The sequence below is a fragment of the Lacisediminihabitans sp. FW035 genome (assembly GCF_054880895.1).
This window is the reverse complement of sequence record NZ_CM142187.1, coordinates 1,894,708-1,910,138: the sequence shown is the minus strand read 5'-3', so window position 1 is coordinate 1,910,138 and position 15,431 is coordinate 1,894,708. Positions and strand designations below refer to the sequence as shown.

Here is a 15,431-nt window from a genome sequence, read left to right as displayed (position 1 = left end):
TAGAACGAGCGGGTGCTCCAAAGGATGTGATTACCATAAGCGAAAATCCTGTGAGAGCAATGCATTTATGCGCAAATGAGCATACACGGCGCGTCTCCCGGAAGACGCCGAGCGCTCAGCCGATCAGCTCGATGGGGTTCGAGAGTCGCCACCACGGGCCGGGGTCGACGAGGACGTGGTCGAGCGTGAGGGGAACGCTCACGGACTGGCTTCCGGCTGTGAACGTGACCCGGCCGACGGCGGCGGCGGCCGCGCCGACCCGTGCAGCACCCGCGGCGACCACCGCGGTGACGGGGGTGTTGCTCCAGACCAGCACGGACGCTGTCTTCGTCGAGACAGCCCGGGCTTTCTGCGACCACGGCGTGACGAAGTCGGCGAACGCCTGGCCCTTCTTCGCCAGGACGATCTCATGGAATCCGGATTTCACACCCGCGAGAAGTGCGGTGACCGTGGCATCCACCGCCTTGTGGTCGCTGGCGCCGACCACCGCACCCACAACAGTCACCGAATGGCTCCCATAGCGGTAGGTGGCGGCGAAGAGCAGGTTGGAGGATCCATTGAGAGTGCCCGTCTTGATGCCCTCGACGCCGTGCTTACCGAGCAGCGTGTTGGTGTTGGCGAAGCTCCCGACCCCGGCGAGAGTCATCGACTGGGTCGAGACGATCTGCGAGACCACTGGATCGGCGAGGGCGAGCTTGCCGATCTCCACCAGGTCGGACGCCGTGCTCGTGTTTCCGGGATTGATGCCCGTCGGCTCCACGATGGTCGTGTGCTTCAGCCCGTGCGAACCGAGCCAGGCCGTGACGGCGATCTCGAATGCTCCGCGAGTGCCGAAGGCCCAACCGGTCAGGGCGTCGGCATAATTGTTTGCCGAGGCGACGAGAGTGACCCGCAGGAGATCGAGCTGGCTGATCGTCGACCCGGCCGCGAGCGGTTTGGTCTCGCCGTTGAGGGCGATGTACTTGGCGCGAAGCGCGGCATCCGCCGCCGTGAAGGTGATCGTGGGGCCGGAGTCACCCGGCGACAGCGGTTTGGCCTGGAGCACGACGAGGGTCGTCACGATCTTGCTGATGCTCGCGATCGGCAAGGGAGTGGTGCTCCCGGCCGACGCGCTCGCCTCGGGATATCCGATCACCCCCACTGCGCTGGCCCCGTAAGCCGGAAGGGCAGGAGCGGCGGCGGTGCGCTCGGGATTGGTGAAGGGCACGAGCTTCGGGGCGGCGGCCCCGAGGGGCGCGAGCAGGGTGAGCGGGATATAGATGCCGAGCGCGATGACCAGGGTGGCAGCCGAGAGCACGGCGATCCGCCGCCGCACGAGCTGGCCACGGGTCGGCCTCCGGCGCACCGCCGACGTGGACCCCTCCTTCACCGGCATGAAACCATATTAGGTTTCCAACCCGCACGAGACGGGCATCACCGCACCCGGAGCGCCCAGAGCGCGACGGCACTCGCCGACGCGACATTCAGCGAATCGACCCCGTGCATCATGGGGATGGTGACAACGGTGTCGGCGTGCGCCACCGCGACCCGGCTCAGCCCATCGCCCTCGGTGCCGAGCAGGATCGCCAGCTTCTCCGGCGGATCCTGCGCGAGCACATCGAGGGTCACGGCATCGTCCGCGAGGGCGAGGGCCGCGAGGTGGAATCCGGCGCCCGTGAGAATGTCCGCGGCCTCCGGCCACTCCGGAAGGCGAGTCCACGGCACCTGGAGCACCGTGCCCATACTCACTCGCACGCTTCGGCGATAGAGCGGATCGGCGCAGCGTGGCGTGACGAGCACGGCATCCGCGCCGAGACCGGCTGCGGCACGGAAGATGGCGCCGACATTGGTGTGGTCCACGACATCCTCGATCACCACAACTCGGCGGGCTCCCGCGATCACGTCGGCCACCGGGAGTAGGCGCGGCCGGTGCATCGCCGCGAGGGCGCCGCGATGCAGGTTGAAGCCCGTGAGTTTCTCGAGCAGGCCCGGGGCGCCGACGTAGATCGGGACGTCGAAGGGCGCGAGCAGCTGCTCCATCTCGGGAAGCCACTGTTCCTGCACGAGGATCGACCGCGGTCGGTGTCCCGCGGCGATCGCCCGCGAGATCACCTTCGACGATTCCGCGATGTAGAGCCCCCCGGCGGGTTCGCTCAGCCGTCGGAGCGCGACGTCGGTGAGGCCGGAATAGTCGGCCAGGCCCGGGTGGTCGAGGTCGTCGATGCGCACGATGTGCATGGAACTCCTGCCGCCGGATCCGGCGTCGTGGTGGGGTTTGGGAAAATGGATGGCTCAGACTGCCAGCAATCGGAAACATATCCGAAAACTCGATTGTTTACTCTGGGGTAGGCACGCGACTGTGCCGCCGAATGCGGAGAGGGGTGTCGACCATGTCTGGTGCCGCCCTTCGCGAGTGGCCTCTCGCCACATCCGCCGAGTTGGACGCCGCAGCCGATGCCCTGCGCGGCCGCACCGTTGCTGTGCTCACCGGCGCAGGGATGAGCACCGACTCCGGCATCCCCGACTACCGCGGTGACGGCGCTCCCCCGCGCAACCCGATGACCTTCCAGCAGTTCCTGAAGGACGCCGAATACCGCAAACGGTACTGGGCGGGAAGCCACCTGGGCTGGAAGCGCTTCGATGGGGCCTCCCCGAACGACGGTCATCGCACCCTCGCCGAGCTCGAGACCGACGGGATCGTCAACGGCATCATCACCCAGAACGTGGACGGGCTTCACCTGCGCGCCGGCTCGCAGCGCGTCGTCGACCTCCACGGCACCATGGACCGCGTACGCTGCCTCACCTGCGGCCAGACCTTCGCCCGCTCGGATGTCTCGGAACGCATCACCCGAGCAAACGCCTGGCTCGACGAGCCCGATTCGTTCGAACTCGGCCCCGACGGCGACGTGGAGTTCACCCAGATCGCCGACTTCGTGACGCCCGATTGCACGGTCTGCGGCGGCATCCTCAAGCCGGACATCGTGTTCTTCGGAGAATTCATCCCCACCGAGAAATTCTCCGAGGCGAGCGCGCTGCTGCAATCGGCCGGGGCGCTGCTCATCGCCGGGTCGTCACTGGTGGTCAACTCCGGCATCCGGCTTCTCGATCAGGCTTCTAAACGGCGCCTTCCCGTGGTGATCGTCAATCGCGGCATCACGAAAGGCGACCCGCGCGCGACCGTTAAGATTGACGCGGGCGCTTCGGAGACACTCGCCGAACTCGCACTCCGACTCGCCATCTGACCCGTCCCGGTCGGGTGGCAATCGACGCGATAACGCCCACCGCTCGCGGGAGGGCCCTGACGCGCATGACACTGATCTATCTCGTGCGGCACGGGGAGACCGACTGGAACCGCGCCCGCCGCATCCAGGGCAGCACCGACATCCCCTTGAACGATGTCGGCCGGGCCCAGGCCGCTCGCACCGGCCGGTTGCTGGCGAAACGCGACTGGGACGGAATCTCGTCGAGTCCCCTCTCCCGGGCCTTCGAGACCGGTGCGATCATCGCCTCGGCCGTCGGCATCGACCCCTCCCGCATCGAGGTACTCGACGCCCTCGTCGAACGGCGATACGGGCAGGCGGAAGGCCTCGACGACCATGAACTGTTCCGACTCTTCCCCGGCGACACCCCGGTGCCGGGGCGTGAGTCTCGGGAGGATGTCGCGGCTCGCGTCATCCCGGCGCTCGTCGATCTCGCCCGGCGCCACGAGGAGTCCCGCGCTCCGTCGGCCGCCGATGCCCGGCTCATCGTGACGACGCACGGAGGGGTCATCCGCACCGTGCTCAACCATGTCTCGCCCCTGACCCGCTATCACCGGGGCATCCCGATCACCAACGGCTCGGTGCACAGCTTCCGTCATGTGGACGGTGCACTCGAGCTGGTGCTGTTCGACGATCCGATCGAGATCGAGTCCGTCGCGGACGATTGCGGTGATCTCGACGACCAGAACGCCGTGGAGCAGCGAGAGGTTGGCGCCTAACCGCCCTGGGACCGGCGTTCGGCGGTCTCACTCGACGGCACCATCGATGTGAGCAAGGCCAGCAGCCTCCGGGCCGATTCGTCCCAGGTGAAGTCGGCGGATCGGTCGCGTGATGCCTCGCTGCGCCGACGCCACTCCCCCGGAGCCTCGATCGACAGCACCGCGTCGGCAAATGCCCGCGCATCCGAGTGGTCGAAGTAGACCGCGGCCTCGCCGCCGACCTCGTGGAAAAGGGGGATGTCGCTGAGGACGAGGGGCACTCCGGCCGCTTCGCCCTCGATCAGCGGGATGCCGAAACCCTCATCCCAGCACGCTGTCACCATCGCGGTCGCGTCAGCGAGAGCGTCGAGATACTCGTCGTCGGTGACACCGTCGTCGAATCGGATGGATCCCACCGGCGCGAGCGCCGCAATCCGGTCACGGTCTTCGGGGCTGATGCGGGACAACAGCCGCAACGTGTATCCCGGAAGGTGGTGCATGCCGCGGGCCAGGGTCTCGACGTTCTTGTTCGGCTGGAAAGTGCCCATGTAGACGAGCGACTTCGAGGCCGGGCGGTCGCGCTGAGGAAGCCCGGAGTCGTCCACGCCGGGGCGGATCACCGTGAGGGGGCGACGCGTGAGTCGCGCCTCGATCATCTCGCGCTCACAGTTGTACGAGCCGGTGACGACGGCATCCGCCCGGCTGAGCACCGCGCGCTGAGGCCAGTAGGTGAGGTAGAAAGCCCGCCAGATCGCCCGCACGAACCAGCTGTACCCCGGCGGGATCTTCGTGATGCGGTAGAAGACCATGTCGTGCACGGTGAGCACGAGTTTGTAGCGGCGCCCGGTGGCGCCCATCGTCTGCATGGGGCTGAAGACCACATCCGGCTTCCACTTGTTGATGGAGAGCATTCCGATGAATGGTTCGAGTGCGCTCGTGCCGGGGCGGCCCATCACCCAGGGCAGGTCGGGCAGGAGGGCGAGCTGCCGCTCGTCGCTGATGAGCATCGTCACCGGATGCAGCCGGGAGAACGCTTCGACCAACCCGGCGGTGTACCGGCTGATGCCGTCGTGGCGCACGAAGCGCGTGTAGCGGCAATCGAAGATCACCTTCACGGCTGGGTGGGCTCCGTGCCGGAGTCGATGCTGTTGCTGCTGACGCTCCGCGGCGCGCTCCCGGCCTCGGGAGGCAGCTCACCGAAGAGGCCTTGCTCGACGAGGAAGCCGTGGATCGCCACTGCGGCGAGTTGCGGCACCTCGTAGTGGATGAGGTGACCGACGCCGAGGAGCAGCTCGAGCCGGGCATCAGCCATGCTCGCGACGAGGTCGCGGTGGGCCTGCACCGGGGTGATGTCATCCAGTTCGGCGGCCACGAGCAGAGTGGGGATCGTGATGCCGTCGGAGTAGGTGCTCACGTCGGAACCGACCGACGCCTCGAAGGCTTCGACCACGAAGTCGCGGCTGGCGAAACTGTTGAAGTAGGTGTGGTGCTGGTAGTGGATCCAGCGGCGGAGGTCGCGGTCTTTCGTCTTCGCCAGCACCGAGCTCATGAACTGCACCACGATCCAGCGTTTGAGCAGGAACTCGCCGACCCGGTCGGGCAGCCGGCCGGCCAGGCGATAGAACGCCACGGTCAGCTTCGTGGCGACCTTGCTCGGGCCTTCCAGCCCGGAGGTCGAGATCGGATTGACCAGGATCAGGGCGGGCGTCTTCAGGCCACCCGCTACCGCCTTCGACGAGATGATGGTTCCGAAGGAGTGCCCGAGTGTCACAGCGGTGCCCGTCAGCCCAAGCGCGTCCACGAAGGCTGTGAGCCACTTGGCGTAGCCGTCGATCGAATGCGGCACCTCGGTGAGTGGTGTCGACTCGCCGAAACCGGGCATGTCCGGCCCGATCCAGCGAATTCCGGGCAGCTGGGCGATCACCGGCTCCAGGCCGTGGTGCTCACCCCGGTACCCGTGCGCGACGACGATCGTGAGGGGCGCGTCGACCGGTCCGTACACCCAGTAACGGGTGGTGCTCCCGAGGATCACGATCTCGTGTCGCTCGATAGGCATCCGGTCGAGCAATTCGGCGTAGGGCGAGTGAACAGACATTGCCTCGATTCTACGTAAACGAAGTTACGCGGGCGTTTCGCACACGCGCCTAGACTTGAACGGCCCAGCGAATCCCCTAGCGACCCTGCTCTCGAGAGGAGCACTGTGAGCTTTACCGCCCCCATCCAACTGCCCGGTCTGACCCTCGATCCGCAGTGGTATCGGCGATCTGTGTTCTACGAGGTGATGGTCCGCTCGTTCGTCGACAGCAACGGAGACGGTTCCGGCGATCTCCAGGGCCTGCTCTCCAAACTCGACTACCTGCAGTGGCTCGGCATCGACGCGCTGTGGCTGCCGCCGTTCTACCAGTCGCCGCTGCGAGACGGTGGCTACGACGTGTCCGACTTCCGGGCCATCCTGCCGGAGTTCGGCACGCTCGACGAGTTCAAGGATCTCGTCACCAAATCGCACGAGCGCAACATGCGCATCATCATCGACTATCCGCTCAACCACACCTCGGATCAGCACGAGTGGTTCCAGCAGTCGCGCTCCGACCCGGAAGGTCCGTACGGCGACTACTACGTCTGGAGCGACACCGACGAGAAGTACCCGAACATCCGCGTGATCTTCGTCGACACCGAGGAGTCCAACTGGACCTTCGACCCGGTTCGACGCCAGTTCTTCTTTCACCGTTTCTTCTCCCACCAGCCCGACCTCAACTTCGAGAACCCAGCAGTGCAGGACGCGGTGATGGACGTGATGCGTTTCTGGCTCGACCTCGGGGTGGACGGCATCCGGCTCGATGCGATCCCGTACCTGTTCGAATCCGAAGAGGGCAACGGTGAGGGTGAAGCGCCGACCCACGACTACATCAAGCGCGTGCGGGCGATGTTCGACGAGGAGTTCCCCGGCCGCATCATGGTGGCCGAGGCGAACCAGTGGCCGCGTGAGGTCGCCGCATTCTTCGGCACCCAGGAAGAGCCGGAGTGCCACATGGCCTTCGACTTCCCGGTGATGCCACGCATCTTCTACTCGCTCCGGTCACAGAACGCTGCGGAGCTCACCCGCATCTTGGCCGAGACCACGGACATCCCGGATGGCGCGGGCTGGGGCGTGTTCCTCCGCAACCACGACGAGCTCACCCTCGAGATGGTGTCGGAGGAGTACCGCCAGGCGATGTACGGCTGGTACGCCTACGACCCACGGATGCGCTCGAATGTGGGCATCCGGCGTCGTCTTGCGCCGCTGCTCGACAATTCGCGGGCGGAGCTCGAACTCGCCCACGCGCTGCTATTCAGCCTCGCCGGAAGCCCGTTCCTCTACTACGGCGACGAGATCGGCATGGGCGACAACATCTGGCTGGCCGACCGTGATGCCTCCCGCACGCCGATGCAATGGACGCCCGACCGCAACGCCGGCTTCTCCTCGGCAGACCCCGGCAAGCTCTACCTGCCGGTCGTGCAGTCTTTGGTCTACAACTACAACCTCACGAACGTGGAGTCCCAGCTCGCCCAGTCGCGGTCACTTCTGCATTGGGTGCGCAATGTGATCCACGTGCGCAAGGCCCACCCCACCTTCGGGCTCGGTTCCCTCACCGTGCTCGAGACGGACCACGAATCCGTGCTGGCGTTCGTGCGCTCCTATGCCGGATCCGGCACCCAGTTCGGAGATTCGGCGGAGGATGTGCTCTGCGTGTTCAGCTTCGCCCACAATCCGATCGCCGTCACGATCAAGGCGGAGCAGTTCGCCGGATCCACCCTGTACGACCTCTTCGGCGGCGGGGAATTCCCCGCCTTCACGGAGGACGGCAAGGTCACCCTCACCCTCGGCACACAGAGTTTCTACTGGTTGCACGTCGGGTCGCCGAGCCCTGCCGGTGGTCGGCCCTAGGTTGGGACTGTGAATGGCGACGGCGACTCAGCAGCATCCTGGTACGACCGCTTGGGGGTTTTCGACCTCGAGACGACGGGCATAGACACCGACACGAGCCGGATCGTCTCCGCCTACGTGGGGGTCGTGGATGCCGCGGGGTCGCCGAAGGGCGTCTCCTGGCTCGCCGACCCCGGGGTCGAGATCCCCGTGCAGGCGTCTGCCGTGCACGGCATCACCACCGAACGCGCAAGAGCCGAAGGCAGGGATGCGGCGGAGGTGGTCGCCGAGATCGTGGCGGTGCTGCGCGCACTGTTGGCTCAGGGCGTGCCGATCGTGATCTACAACGCGGCCTACGACCTCACCCTGCTCAACCGGGAGTGCCTCCGCTACGGCATCGAGCCGCTGGCCGACCCGATCCCGATCATCGATCCGTTGGTCATCGACCGCGCGATGGACCGCTACCGCAAGGGCAAGCGCACCCTCGAGGCGGCCGCGGAGTTTTACGGGGTCGAACTCATGGACGCGCACGATGCCGAAGCGGATGCCGTGGCAGCCGGCCGCGTGGCGCAGGCGATCGCCCGCAAATACTGCGACACGCTCGGCGCCGATGTCACGCTGGTCCATACGAACCAGGTGGAGTGGGCTGCGGACAGCGCCACGAGCTTCCAGGAGTACATGCGCCGCACGAAAGACCCCGCGTTCGTCGCCGACGGGGCCTGGCCCGAGCGCTAAGCCGGACTTCGGCGCCGTCCCGACCCACACGGACACGCAGGTTCGTTCGACATCAGCTTTTCGGCCGATAGGTCTTTCAACAGCAGCATTTCCGACGTTCGGCCCCGCACGTGCTGGTGAACGACCCGCCCGGCCGAGCCGATAACGTCCGGCCCCGGCCGAGCCAACACAGACACAGGGCGACCGGCCGAAGCCGATCGCCCTGTGTCGAACGCTGTGGGTTACGCGCCGAAGCCCTTGTAGCGCGAGTTGAACTTCTCGACGCGGCCGGCGCTGTCGAGGATGCGCTGCTTGCCGGTGTAGAAGGGGTGCGAGGCGGAGGAGATCTCCACGTCGATGACGGGGTAGGTCACGCCGTCGAGGTCGATCGTCTTGTCGCTCTTGACGGTCGAGCGCGTGAGGAAGGTCTCGCCGCTCGCGAGATCGCGGAAGACGACCGCGCTGTAGTCGGGGTGGATGTCAGTCTTCATCGTTAATTCCTTGGTGTTGGGAAGGGAGCGGGAAAAATTCGGCGCGTGGGCCAAGGGATTACATTACCAGAAGTGGTGCCTGTTAGGAGGACTGGGCGGCGCGTGCCGTGAATCGTCCGTCGCGCTCTTCCACCTGCAGGTCGAGACCGAACGCCTCGGTCAATCTCTCCGAGGTGATCACCTCGCCGATGGGGCCCGCTGCCGTGATCCGCCCGTGCGACAACAACAGTGCGTGGCCGAAGCCCAGCGGGATCTCCTCCACATGATGGGTCACCATCACGATGGCCGGCGCCTGCTCCGCACGGGCATAGCCGCCGAGCAACTGGAGCAGCTCTTCGCGCGCACCGAGGTCCAGGCTCGCGGCCGGCTCATCCAGCAGCAGGAGCTCCGGGTCGGTCATCACCGAGCGGGCGATCTGCACACGCTTCTGTTCGCCGTCGCTCAGTTGGCCGAATCGCCGGTCCTCGAGGTGATCGAGCTTCCACTCGGCGAGAACCCGCTGGGCGCGGCGAACATCGATGTCTTCGTAGGCCTCGTTCCAGCGGCCGGCAACGGCGTAAGCGGCAGTGAGCACGACATCCAGCACCCGCTCGGTGGCCGGGATGCGCCGCGCCATCGCCGTGGAAGCGAATCCGATTCGCGGGCGCAAGTCGAACACGTCGGTGCGACCGAGCGTGACATCCAGGATCTTCACGCTGCCGGAGGTGGGATGGATCATCGCCGAGGCGAGCTGCAGAAGTGTGGTCTTGCCCGCACCGTTCGGCCCGAGGATGACCCAGCGCTGGTCGTCCTCCACGGTCCAGTTGACGGAATCGAGGATGTGGTTGCCTTCTCGGACGACGGAGACGTCGGAAAGCTGGAGAACGCTGGCCATGCCTCAACCCTACCTGCGCGTTCGGGCGATTCCTTCGAGCCCCACCGTGCACGAGGGGCGCGCCGCGGGATTCAGAGCAGTGAGCGGTAGATCTCCTGGGTGCGCTTGGAGATGCGATCCCAGCCGAAATCACGTTCGGCGCGGATCCGTCCCGCCTCCCCCATGCGCCGCGCCGAGTCCGGGTCGCCGACGACCTCGGTGAGAGCCTGGGCGAGGTCGGCAACGTACTGGTCGGGGTCGAGCGGCGTACCCGTGCCGTCCTCCGCCTGCGCGATCGGCACGAGGCGACCGGTCACCCCATCGTCGATGACCTCCGGGATGCCCCCGGTCGCGGTGCCGACGACTGCCGCACCGCAGGCCATGGCCTCGAGATTCACGATGCCGAGGGGCTCGTAGATCGACGGGCAGACGAAGGTCGTCGCCGCGGTGAGCACCGCCGAAAGGACGCGGCGGCTCAGCATCTCCTCGATCCAGACGACCCCGGTGCGGGTCTCCTGCAGTTCGGCGACGCCGGCGCGCACCTCAGCCATGATCTCGGCGGTGTCCGGCGCTCCGGCACACAAAACAAGCTGAACGTCCGCCGGCAGCAATGCCGCGGCGCGCAGGAGATACGGCAGGCCTTTCTGACGGGTGATTCGACCGACGAAGACCACAGAGGGGCGATCGGGATCAATCCCGAGTGAACGGACCAGCGCGTCGTCCTCGACCGGATGCCACGACTCGAGGTCGATCCCGTTGTGCACGACCGACACCTTCGCTTCGTCGAGCATCGGATAGGAGCGCAGGATGTCGCGGCGCATGCCATGACTGACGGCGATGACGGCATCGGCGGCGGTGAACGCATCCCGTTCGATCCAGCTCGAGACCCGGTAGCCTCCGCCGAGTTGCTCGGCCTTCCAGGGGCGGAGGGGCTCGAGGCTGTGCGCCGTCACCACATGGGGGATTCCGTGGAGCAGCTGAGCGATGTGCCCGGCCCCGTTGGCGTACCAGGTATGCGAATGCACGAGGTCGGCCCCCGCTACGTCCTGGGCGATCTCCAGGTCCACCCCGAGGGTGGCGAGAGTGGGATTGGCGTGGGCGAGACCCGGAGGAACCTCGTAGGAGTACACCTGGGCTTCGTCCCGCGGCTTTCCGAATGCGCGCACCACGACGTCGATGTCGAGGCGCAGCGCCTTGACGAGTTCGGTCACGTGCACACCGGCCCCGCCATAGATCTCAGGCGGATATTCCCTGGTAATCAGATCGACTCTCACAGGTCAAACGCTAGCGCGGTTCGCGGGCTGACGCACCGCGATCGTTCCTCTACTGTTGTCACATGGCATCGAAGAAGATCTTTGGCATTGTTCTCGCCGGCGGAGAGGGCAAGCGCCTCATGCCGCTCACTGCAGACCGCGCGAAGCCGGCCGTCCCGTTCGGCGGCAACTACCGTCTCATCGATTTCGCCCTATCCAATCTCATCAACTCGGGGCTTCGCCAGATCGTCGTGCTGACGCAGTACAAGTCGCACAGCCTCGACCGTCATGTATCGCAGACGTGGCGGCTCGACGGGATCACCGCCTCCTATGTGGCATCCGTGCCCGCCCAGCAGCGCCTCGGCAAACGGTGGTTCGCCGGATCCGCCGATGCCATCCTGCAGAGCCTCAACCTGCTTCGCGACGAGAAGCCGGACATCGTCGTCGTGGTCGGCGCCGACCACGTCTATCGCATGGACTTCAGCCAGATGATCGAGGCGCACATCGCTTCCGGTGCGGGGGTCACCGTCGCGGCGATCCGCCAACCCATCTCCCTCGCCGACCAGTTCGGAGTCATCGAGCTCGACCCGGATGACCCGACCCGCATCGCGCAGTTCCTGGAGAAGCCGAAGAACGCCGTGGGTCTGGCGGACTCCCCCGACGAGGTGCTCGCCTCGATGGGAAACTACATCTTCGATGCCGACATCCTGATAGATGCCGTGTTGCGCGATGGCGAGCTCACCACCTCGAACCACGACATGGGTGGCGATATCGTGCCCGATTTCGTCTCGCGCGGGGACGCCGCCGTGTACGACCTCAACCGCAACGAGGTGCCGGGTGCCACCGACCGCGACCGCTACTACTGGCGGGATGTGGGAACCATCGAGTCGTTCTTCGACGCGCACCAGGATCTGATCTCGGCACTCCCGATCTTCAACCTGTACAACAGCGAATGGCCGATCTTCAGCCAGCAGCTCAACTCGCCGCCGGCCAAATTCGTCCGTGACTCCAAAGGCAACCTCGGCACGACCATCGATTCGATCGTCTCGCTCGGCTCACTGCTCTCGGGTGCGCACATCGAGCGGAGTGTGCTCGGGCCGTGGGCGATCATCGAGTCCGGCGCGCAGGTGATCGACTCGATCGTCTTCGACCGGGTGCGAATCGGACCGGACGCCATCGTGCGCCGCGCTATTCTCGACAAGGAAGTCGTGGTCAACGCCGGTGCGACCGTCGGAGTGGATGCCGACGCCGACCGGGCTCGCGGGTTCACGGTCACCGATTCGGGGATCACCGTCGTCGGCAAGGGCGTCACCGTCAGCTGACGTCGTTTCGGTCTGACGATTCTCTTCTCCTAACGAACGGTTCCGATGTCCCGCTTTCTCGTCGTGCTCGATGTCGATTCCACCCTTATCGAGAACGAGGTGATCGAGCTTCTCGCGGATGCCGCGGGATCGGGTGCAGCGGTCGCCGAGATCACTGCGCGAGCGATGAACGGCGAGGTCGACTTCGAGGCGAGCCTGCGGGCTCGGGCAGCGACACTCGCCGGACTCCCTGCGACGGTCTTCGACGAGGTGGGTCGACTCGTGCGCGTCACCTCCGGTGTACCCGAGATGATCGCGGGGGTGCGCGCCGCCGGCGGCCGGGTGGCCGTCGTCTCCGGGGGCTTCCACGAAATCATCGATCCCCTCGCCGCCGAGCTCGCACTCGACTACTGGAGGGCGAACCGTCTCGAGGTTGTCGACGGTCACCTCACGGGAGGGCTGGTCGGTCCCATCATCGACGCGCAGGCGAAAGCCGACACCCTCGTCGAGTGGGCCGCCGATTTCGGCGTTCCACTCGCCAGCACTGTCGCCGTCGGAGACGGAGCGAACGACCTTCCGATGATGGCGATCACCGGCCTCGCGGTCGGATTCGACGCAAAGGCGCCCGTGCGCGATGAAGCGCACGTGCTGATGGACGTGCGTGACCTCAGCCAGCTGCTCCCGCTGCTTGGACTGCGCGGCTGACGGCCGGGAGACCCGGCGAAGCGATCAGTGGCCCATCCCGAGGCCGCCGTCGACCGGGATGACCGCCCCGGAGATATAGCCGGCGTCCTCTCCGGCTATCCAGGCCACCACCCGTGCGACCTCTTCGGGGCTCGCGAAGCGGCCCGCCGGGATCGACTTCTTGTAGGCGTCCTGCTGGGCTTCGGGCAGCTCTGCCGTCATGTCGGTCTCGATGAAGCCAGGCGCGATCACGTTCGCGGTGATCCCCCGGGCGCCGAGCTCGCGGGTCACGGATCGGGCGAGTCCGATCAGCCCGCTCTTCGACGCCGAGTAATTGACCTGGCCGGCGGAGCCCAGCAGGCCGACGACGCTCGACACGAGCACTATGCGCCCATAGCGGGCCTTGAGCATGCCCTTCGACGCCCGCTTCACTACCCGGAAAGCGCCCGAGAGGTTCGTGTCGATGACCGAGGTGAAGTCCTCCTCGGACATCCGCAGCAGGAGCGTGTCCCGGGTGATCCCGGCGTTCGCAACAAGGATCTCGATCGGTCCGAGGGCGGATTCGATCTCGGTGAAGGCGGCGTCGACCGACGCGGAATCCGTCACGTCCGCGCGTACGGTAAGGCTGCCCGCCGGACCCTCTCCCGACCGGGCGGTGACAGCAACCCGATGGCCGAGAGCCACGAACTCCGCCGCGATGGCGAATCCGATTCCCCGGTTTCCGCCGGTCACAAGCACGGTTCTCGGCACGAATTCGGAGCTGGTCATCGCTCTCCCACTCTCGCTGTCTCAACGTCTTCTGCGCTTGCCTCAACGCCCCCTGAGCGTATGCCGGGCGCCGACAAACTCCCGCAATCTTAGCCGTAGGCTGGGGACAACCCATGGCCAAACAGCAGCAGTCCATCACCTCTCTCCCCCGGTCTCCCCAGGACGACCGGCGCAGCCGCATGATCCAGTACACGGTGGCGATGAGCATCCGTACCATCTGCCTTCTGCTCTGCCTCGTCGTACCCGGCTGGTGGCGATTGCTACCCGCAGTAGGCGCGATCGTGCTTCCCTACATCGCTGTCGTGCTCGCGAACGCGAGCATCTCCCGGCCCGCCGCAGAGGTGTTGCGCCCCGGAGGGATTGTGCGGCGCGATCCCAACACCCCCGGACCCGATCCGCAGTGACCCTCTCCGCTCTGATGGACGACCGGGGCCTCGCGGAGCCGACCTGTTCGCGGGCCGGGTGTTCGCTTCCCGCCGCGTGGAACGTCAACTGGCGCAACCCGCGGATCCACGGTCCGGAGCGGGTGAAGATCTGGCTCGCGTGCGAAGACCATCGCGAGTACCTGCACGACTACCTCGAGGCCAGGGACTTCCCCGTCGTCGTCACGCCGCTCGCTCACCCCCTCGAACGCCTCCCCGAGGTCGTGGCCGTAGAGGGACCGTCATGAACCGCTGGCGATTCGCGCTGAGTCGGCGCTGGTTCGGATATCTCGCCCTCGCCGTGGTCTTCGCCGCCGTGTGCGTTGGACTCTCCCAGTGGCAGGTCGCGCGCCTCAACGAGACCCGCAGCGCGAACGAGCTGGTCGACCGCAACTACCACAGCACCCCGGTCGCCCTCGATTCGGCCTTGCCCTCCCTCACGTCCTATTCCTCACGCCAACAGTGGAAGCAGGTGACGATGACGGGCACCTACCTCGCGGATGACCAGGTGCTGGTGCGCAACCGTCCGCTGAACGGCCAGCCCGGGTTCGAGGTGCTCGACCCGCTGTTGCTCGCCGACGGCACCGTCTTCGTCGTCGACCGCGGCTATGTGCCGATCGGAAACAAGCAGGACCGACCCGACAGCATCCCGGCCCCACGCACCGGCACCGTCACCGTCGTGGTGCGTCTCCAGGCGGGCGAACCGACCCTGAGCGGTCGCTCGGACACCCGCGGTGAGCTGGCGACCATCCACCTTCCGGATGTCGCGAAACTCGTGGGCAAGCCGACCTACACGGGGGCGTACGGCCTGATGGTGTCCGAAAGCCCGGCGGCCGCCACCCGCCCGACTGCGATGCCCCAGCCGGAACTCGACGAGGGCCTGCACATCTCGTATGCGATCCAGTGGGTGATCTTCGGGGTGATGGCGTTCTTCGGACTCTGGTACGCCGTCCGCCAGGAATACCGGATGAGGAATGCCGACGACCCGGAGGAGCAGCAGCGCGCCGAGGTGCGGGAGCGCAAGAAGCTGACCAAGCCGCGGAGCGACAGCGAGATCGAGGACGAGATCCTGGAGACGACGGGGTCTCGCTGACCGGGTCTCGA

At 66.3% G+C, this 15,431-nt stretch carries 17 protein-coding genes; 9 read left to right on the top strand and 8 right to left on the bottom strand.

Annotated features, from left to right (window positions below; translation table 11 throughout):
* Positions 1–115: 115 nt before the first annotated feature.
* Together ACVXZ4_RS09175 and ACVXZ4_RS09170 are read right to left on the bottom strand one after the other, a co-directional pair.
* Positions 116–1,375 carry a D-alanyl-D-alanine carboxypeptidase family protein gene (locus ACVXZ4_RS09175; protein WP_461797906.1) on the bottom strand — a complete coding sequence of 420 codons (1,260 nt, stop codon included), beginning with the start codon at positions 1,373–1,375 and terminating at the stop codon, positions 116–118.
* A gap of 38 nt (positions 1,376–1,413) precedes the next feature.
* A complete protein-coding gene (locus ACVXZ4_RS09170) occupies positions 1,414–2,217 on the bottom strand; it encodes a TrmH family RNA methyltransferase (RefSeq protein ID WP_461797905.1) in 804 nt (267 codons plus the stop codon).
* A gap of 152 nt (positions 2,218–2,369) precedes the next feature.
* Here ACVXZ4_RS09170 and ACVXZ4_RS09165 point away from each other — a divergent pair, with 152 nt between their 5' ends.
* Positions 2,370–3,221 carry a Sir2 family NAD-dependent protein deacetylase gene (locus tag ACVXZ4_RS09165; protein ID WP_461797904.1) on the top strand — a complete coding sequence of 284 codons (852 nt, stop codon included), beginning with the start codon at positions 2,370–2,372 and terminating at the stop codon, positions 3,219–3,221.
* 65 nt (positions 3,222–3,286) lie between these two features.
* Positions 3,287–3,958, top strand: coding sequence for a histidine phosphatase family protein (locus ACVXZ4_RS09160; protein WP_461797903.1), 672 nt, complete (start codon positions 3,287–3,289; stop codon positions 3,956–3,958).
* Here ACVXZ4_RS09160 and ACVXZ4_RS09155 read toward each other — a convergent pair.
* A complete protein-coding gene (locus ACVXZ4_RS09155; protein WP_461797902.1) occupies positions 3,955–5,052 on the bottom strand; it encodes a glycosyltransferase family 4 protein in 1,098 nt (365 codons plus the stop codon). The genes ACVXZ4_RS09160 and ACVXZ4_RS09155 overlap by 4 nt on opposite strands.
* Positions 5,049–6,032, bottom strand: coding sequence for an alpha/beta fold hydrolase (locus tag ACVXZ4_RS09150; RefSeq protein WP_461797901.1), 984 nt, complete (start codon positions 6,030–6,032; stop codon positions 5,049–5,051). Before ACVXZ4_RS09150 ends, ACVXZ4_RS09155 begins: the two co-directional genes overlap by 4 nt.
* Before the next feature lie 105 nt (positions 6,033–6,137).
* Between ACVXZ4_RS09150 and treS the strand changes: the two genes are divergently transcribed.
* Both treS and ACVXZ4_RS09140 read left to right on the top strand, forming a co-directional pair.
* Entirely contained in the window at positions 6,138–7,862 is a 1,725-nt protein-coding gene (gene treS, locus ACVXZ4_RS09145) for a maltose alpha-D-glucosyltransferase (RefSeq protein WP_461797900.1), read from the top strand.
* Positions 7,863–7,871: 9 nt separating this feature from the next.
* Positions 7,872–8,576: an exonuclease domain-containing protein gene (locus ACVXZ4_RS09140; RefSeq protein WP_461797899.1), complete on the top strand. Its 705-nt coding sequence runs from the start codon at positions 7,872–7,874 to the stop codon at positions 8,574–8,576.
* 221 nt (positions 8,577–8,797) lie between these two features.
* Here ACVXZ4_RS09140 and ACVXZ4_RS09135 read toward each other — a convergent pair whose 3' ends face one another.
* From ACVXZ4_RS09135 to glgA, 3 genes are all read right to left on the bottom strand, one after another.
* Complete coding sequence (locus ACVXZ4_RS09135) at positions 8,798–9,046, bottom strand: type B 50S ribosomal protein L31 (protein WP_185203826.1); 249 nt, start codon at positions 9,044–9,046, stop codon at positions 8,798–8,800.
* Between the two features lie 82 nt (positions 9,047–9,128).
* Positions 9,129–9,920, bottom strand: coding sequence for an ABC transporter ATP-binding protein (locus ACVXZ4_RS09130; RefSeq protein ID WP_461797898.1), 792 nt, complete (start codon positions 9,918–9,920; stop codon positions 9,129–9,131).
* Between the two features lie 71 nt (positions 9,921–9,991).
* On the bottom strand, positions 9,992–11,173 hold the full coding sequence (glgA, locus tag ACVXZ4_RS09125) for a glycogen synthase (RefSeq protein ID WP_461797897.1): 1,182 nt from the start codon (positions 11,171–11,173) through the stop codon (positions 9,992–9,994).
* Between the two features lie 62 nt (positions 11,174–11,235).
* Between glgA and ACVXZ4_RS09120 the strand changes: the two genes are divergently transcribed.
* Positions 11,236–12,474, top strand: coding sequence for a glucose-1-phosphate adenylyltransferase (locus ACVXZ4_RS09120; protein ID WP_461797896.1), 1,239 nt, complete (start codon positions 11,236–11,238; stop codon positions 12,472–12,474).
* A gap of 45 nt (positions 12,475–12,519) precedes the next feature.
* The gene (gene serB, locus ACVXZ4_RS09115) at positions 12,520–13,158 is read left to right on the top strand and encodes a phosphoserine phosphatase SerB (protein WP_461797895.1); all 639 of its coding nucleotides are present in this window, start codon (positions 12,520–12,522) and stop codon (positions 13,156–13,158) included.
* A 24-nt stretch (positions 13,159–13,182) separates the two neighbouring features.
* Here serB and ACVXZ4_RS09110 read toward each other — a convergent pair whose 3' ends face one another.
* Positions 13,183–13,905, bottom strand: coding sequence for a beta-ketoacyl-ACP reductase (locus tag ACVXZ4_RS09110; RefSeq protein ID WP_461797894.1), 723 nt, complete (start codon positions 13,903–13,905; stop codon positions 13,183–13,185).
* Between the two features lie 113 nt (positions 13,906–14,018).
* Between ACVXZ4_RS09110 and ACVXZ4_RS09105 the strand changes: the two genes are divergently transcribed.
* From ACVXZ4_RS09105 to ACVXZ4_RS09095, 3 genes are read left to right on the top strand one after another with little or no spacing between them, the layout of a single operon-like run.
* Positions 14,019–14,309, top strand: a complete 291-nt coding sequence (locus ACVXZ4_RS09105) for a DUF3099 domain-containing protein (protein WP_461797893.1) — start codon at positions 14,019–14,021, stop codon at positions 14,307–14,309.
* Positions 14,306–14,575, top strand: a complete 270-nt coding sequence (locus tag ACVXZ4_RS09100) for a hypothetical protein (protein WP_461797892.1) — start codon at positions 14,306–14,308, stop codon at positions 14,573–14,575. The genes ACVXZ4_RS09105 and ACVXZ4_RS09100 overlap by 4 nt, the downstream gene beginning before the upstream one ends.
* A complete protein-coding gene (locus ACVXZ4_RS09095; RefSeq protein ID WP_461797891.1) occupies positions 14,572–15,420 on the top strand; it encodes an SURF1 family cytochrome oxidase biogenesis protein in 849 nt (282 codons plus the stop codon). Before ACVXZ4_RS09100 ends, ACVXZ4_RS09095 begins: the two co-directional genes overlap by 4 nt.
* Positions 15,421–15,431 lie beyond the last annotated feature (11 nt).

Coding starts and splice junctions, on each gene's coding strand:
- ACVXZ4_RS09130 (WP_461797898.1), bottom strand. CDS start 9,920: ATGGCCAGCGTTCTCCAGCTTTCCGACGTCTCCGTCGTCCGAGAAGGC.
- ACVXZ4_RS09175 (WP_461797906.1), bottom strand. CDS start 1,375: ATGCCGGTGAAGGAGGGGTCCACGTCGGCGGTGCGCCGGAGGCCGACC.
- ACVXZ4_RS09150 (WP_461797901.1), bottom strand. CDS start 6,032: ATGTCTGTTCACTCGCCCTACGCCGAATTGCTCGACCGGATGCCTATC.
- ACVXZ4_RS09105 (WP_461797893.1), top strand. CDS start 14,019: ATGGCCAAACAGCAGCAGTCCATCACCTCTCTCCCCCGGTCTCCCCAG.
- ACVXZ4_RS09110 (WP_461797894.1), bottom strand. CDS start 13,905: ATGACCAGCTCCGAATTCGTGCCGAGAACCGTGCTTGTGACCGGCGGA.
- ACVXZ4_RS09135 (WP_185203826.1), bottom strand. CDS start 9,046: ATGAAGACTGACATCCACCCCGACTACAGCGCGGTCGTCTTCCGCGAT.
- ACVXZ4_RS09095 (WP_461797891.1), top strand. CDS start 14,572: ATGAACCGCTGGCGATTCGCGCTGAGTCGGCGCTGGTTCGGATATCTC.
- ACVXZ4_RS09160 (WP_461797903.1), top strand. CDS start 3,287: ATGACACTGATCTATCTCGTGCGGCACGGGGAGACCGACTGGAACCGC.
- ACVXZ4_RS09165 (WP_461797904.1), top strand. CDS start 2,370: ATGTCTGGTGCCGCCCTTCGCGAGTGGCCTCTCGCCACATCCGCCGAG.
- ACVXZ4_RS09170 (WP_461797905.1), bottom strand. CDS start 2,217: ATGCACATCGTGCGCATCGACGACCTCGACCACCCGGGCCTGGCCGAC.
- serB (WP_461797895.1), top strand. CDS start 12,520: ATGTCCCGCTTTCTCGTCGTGCTCGATGTCGATTCCACCCTTATCGAG.
- ACVXZ4_RS09120 (WP_461797896.1), top strand. CDS start 11,236: ATGGCATCGAAGAAGATCTTTGGCATTGTTCTCGCCGGCGGAGAGGGC.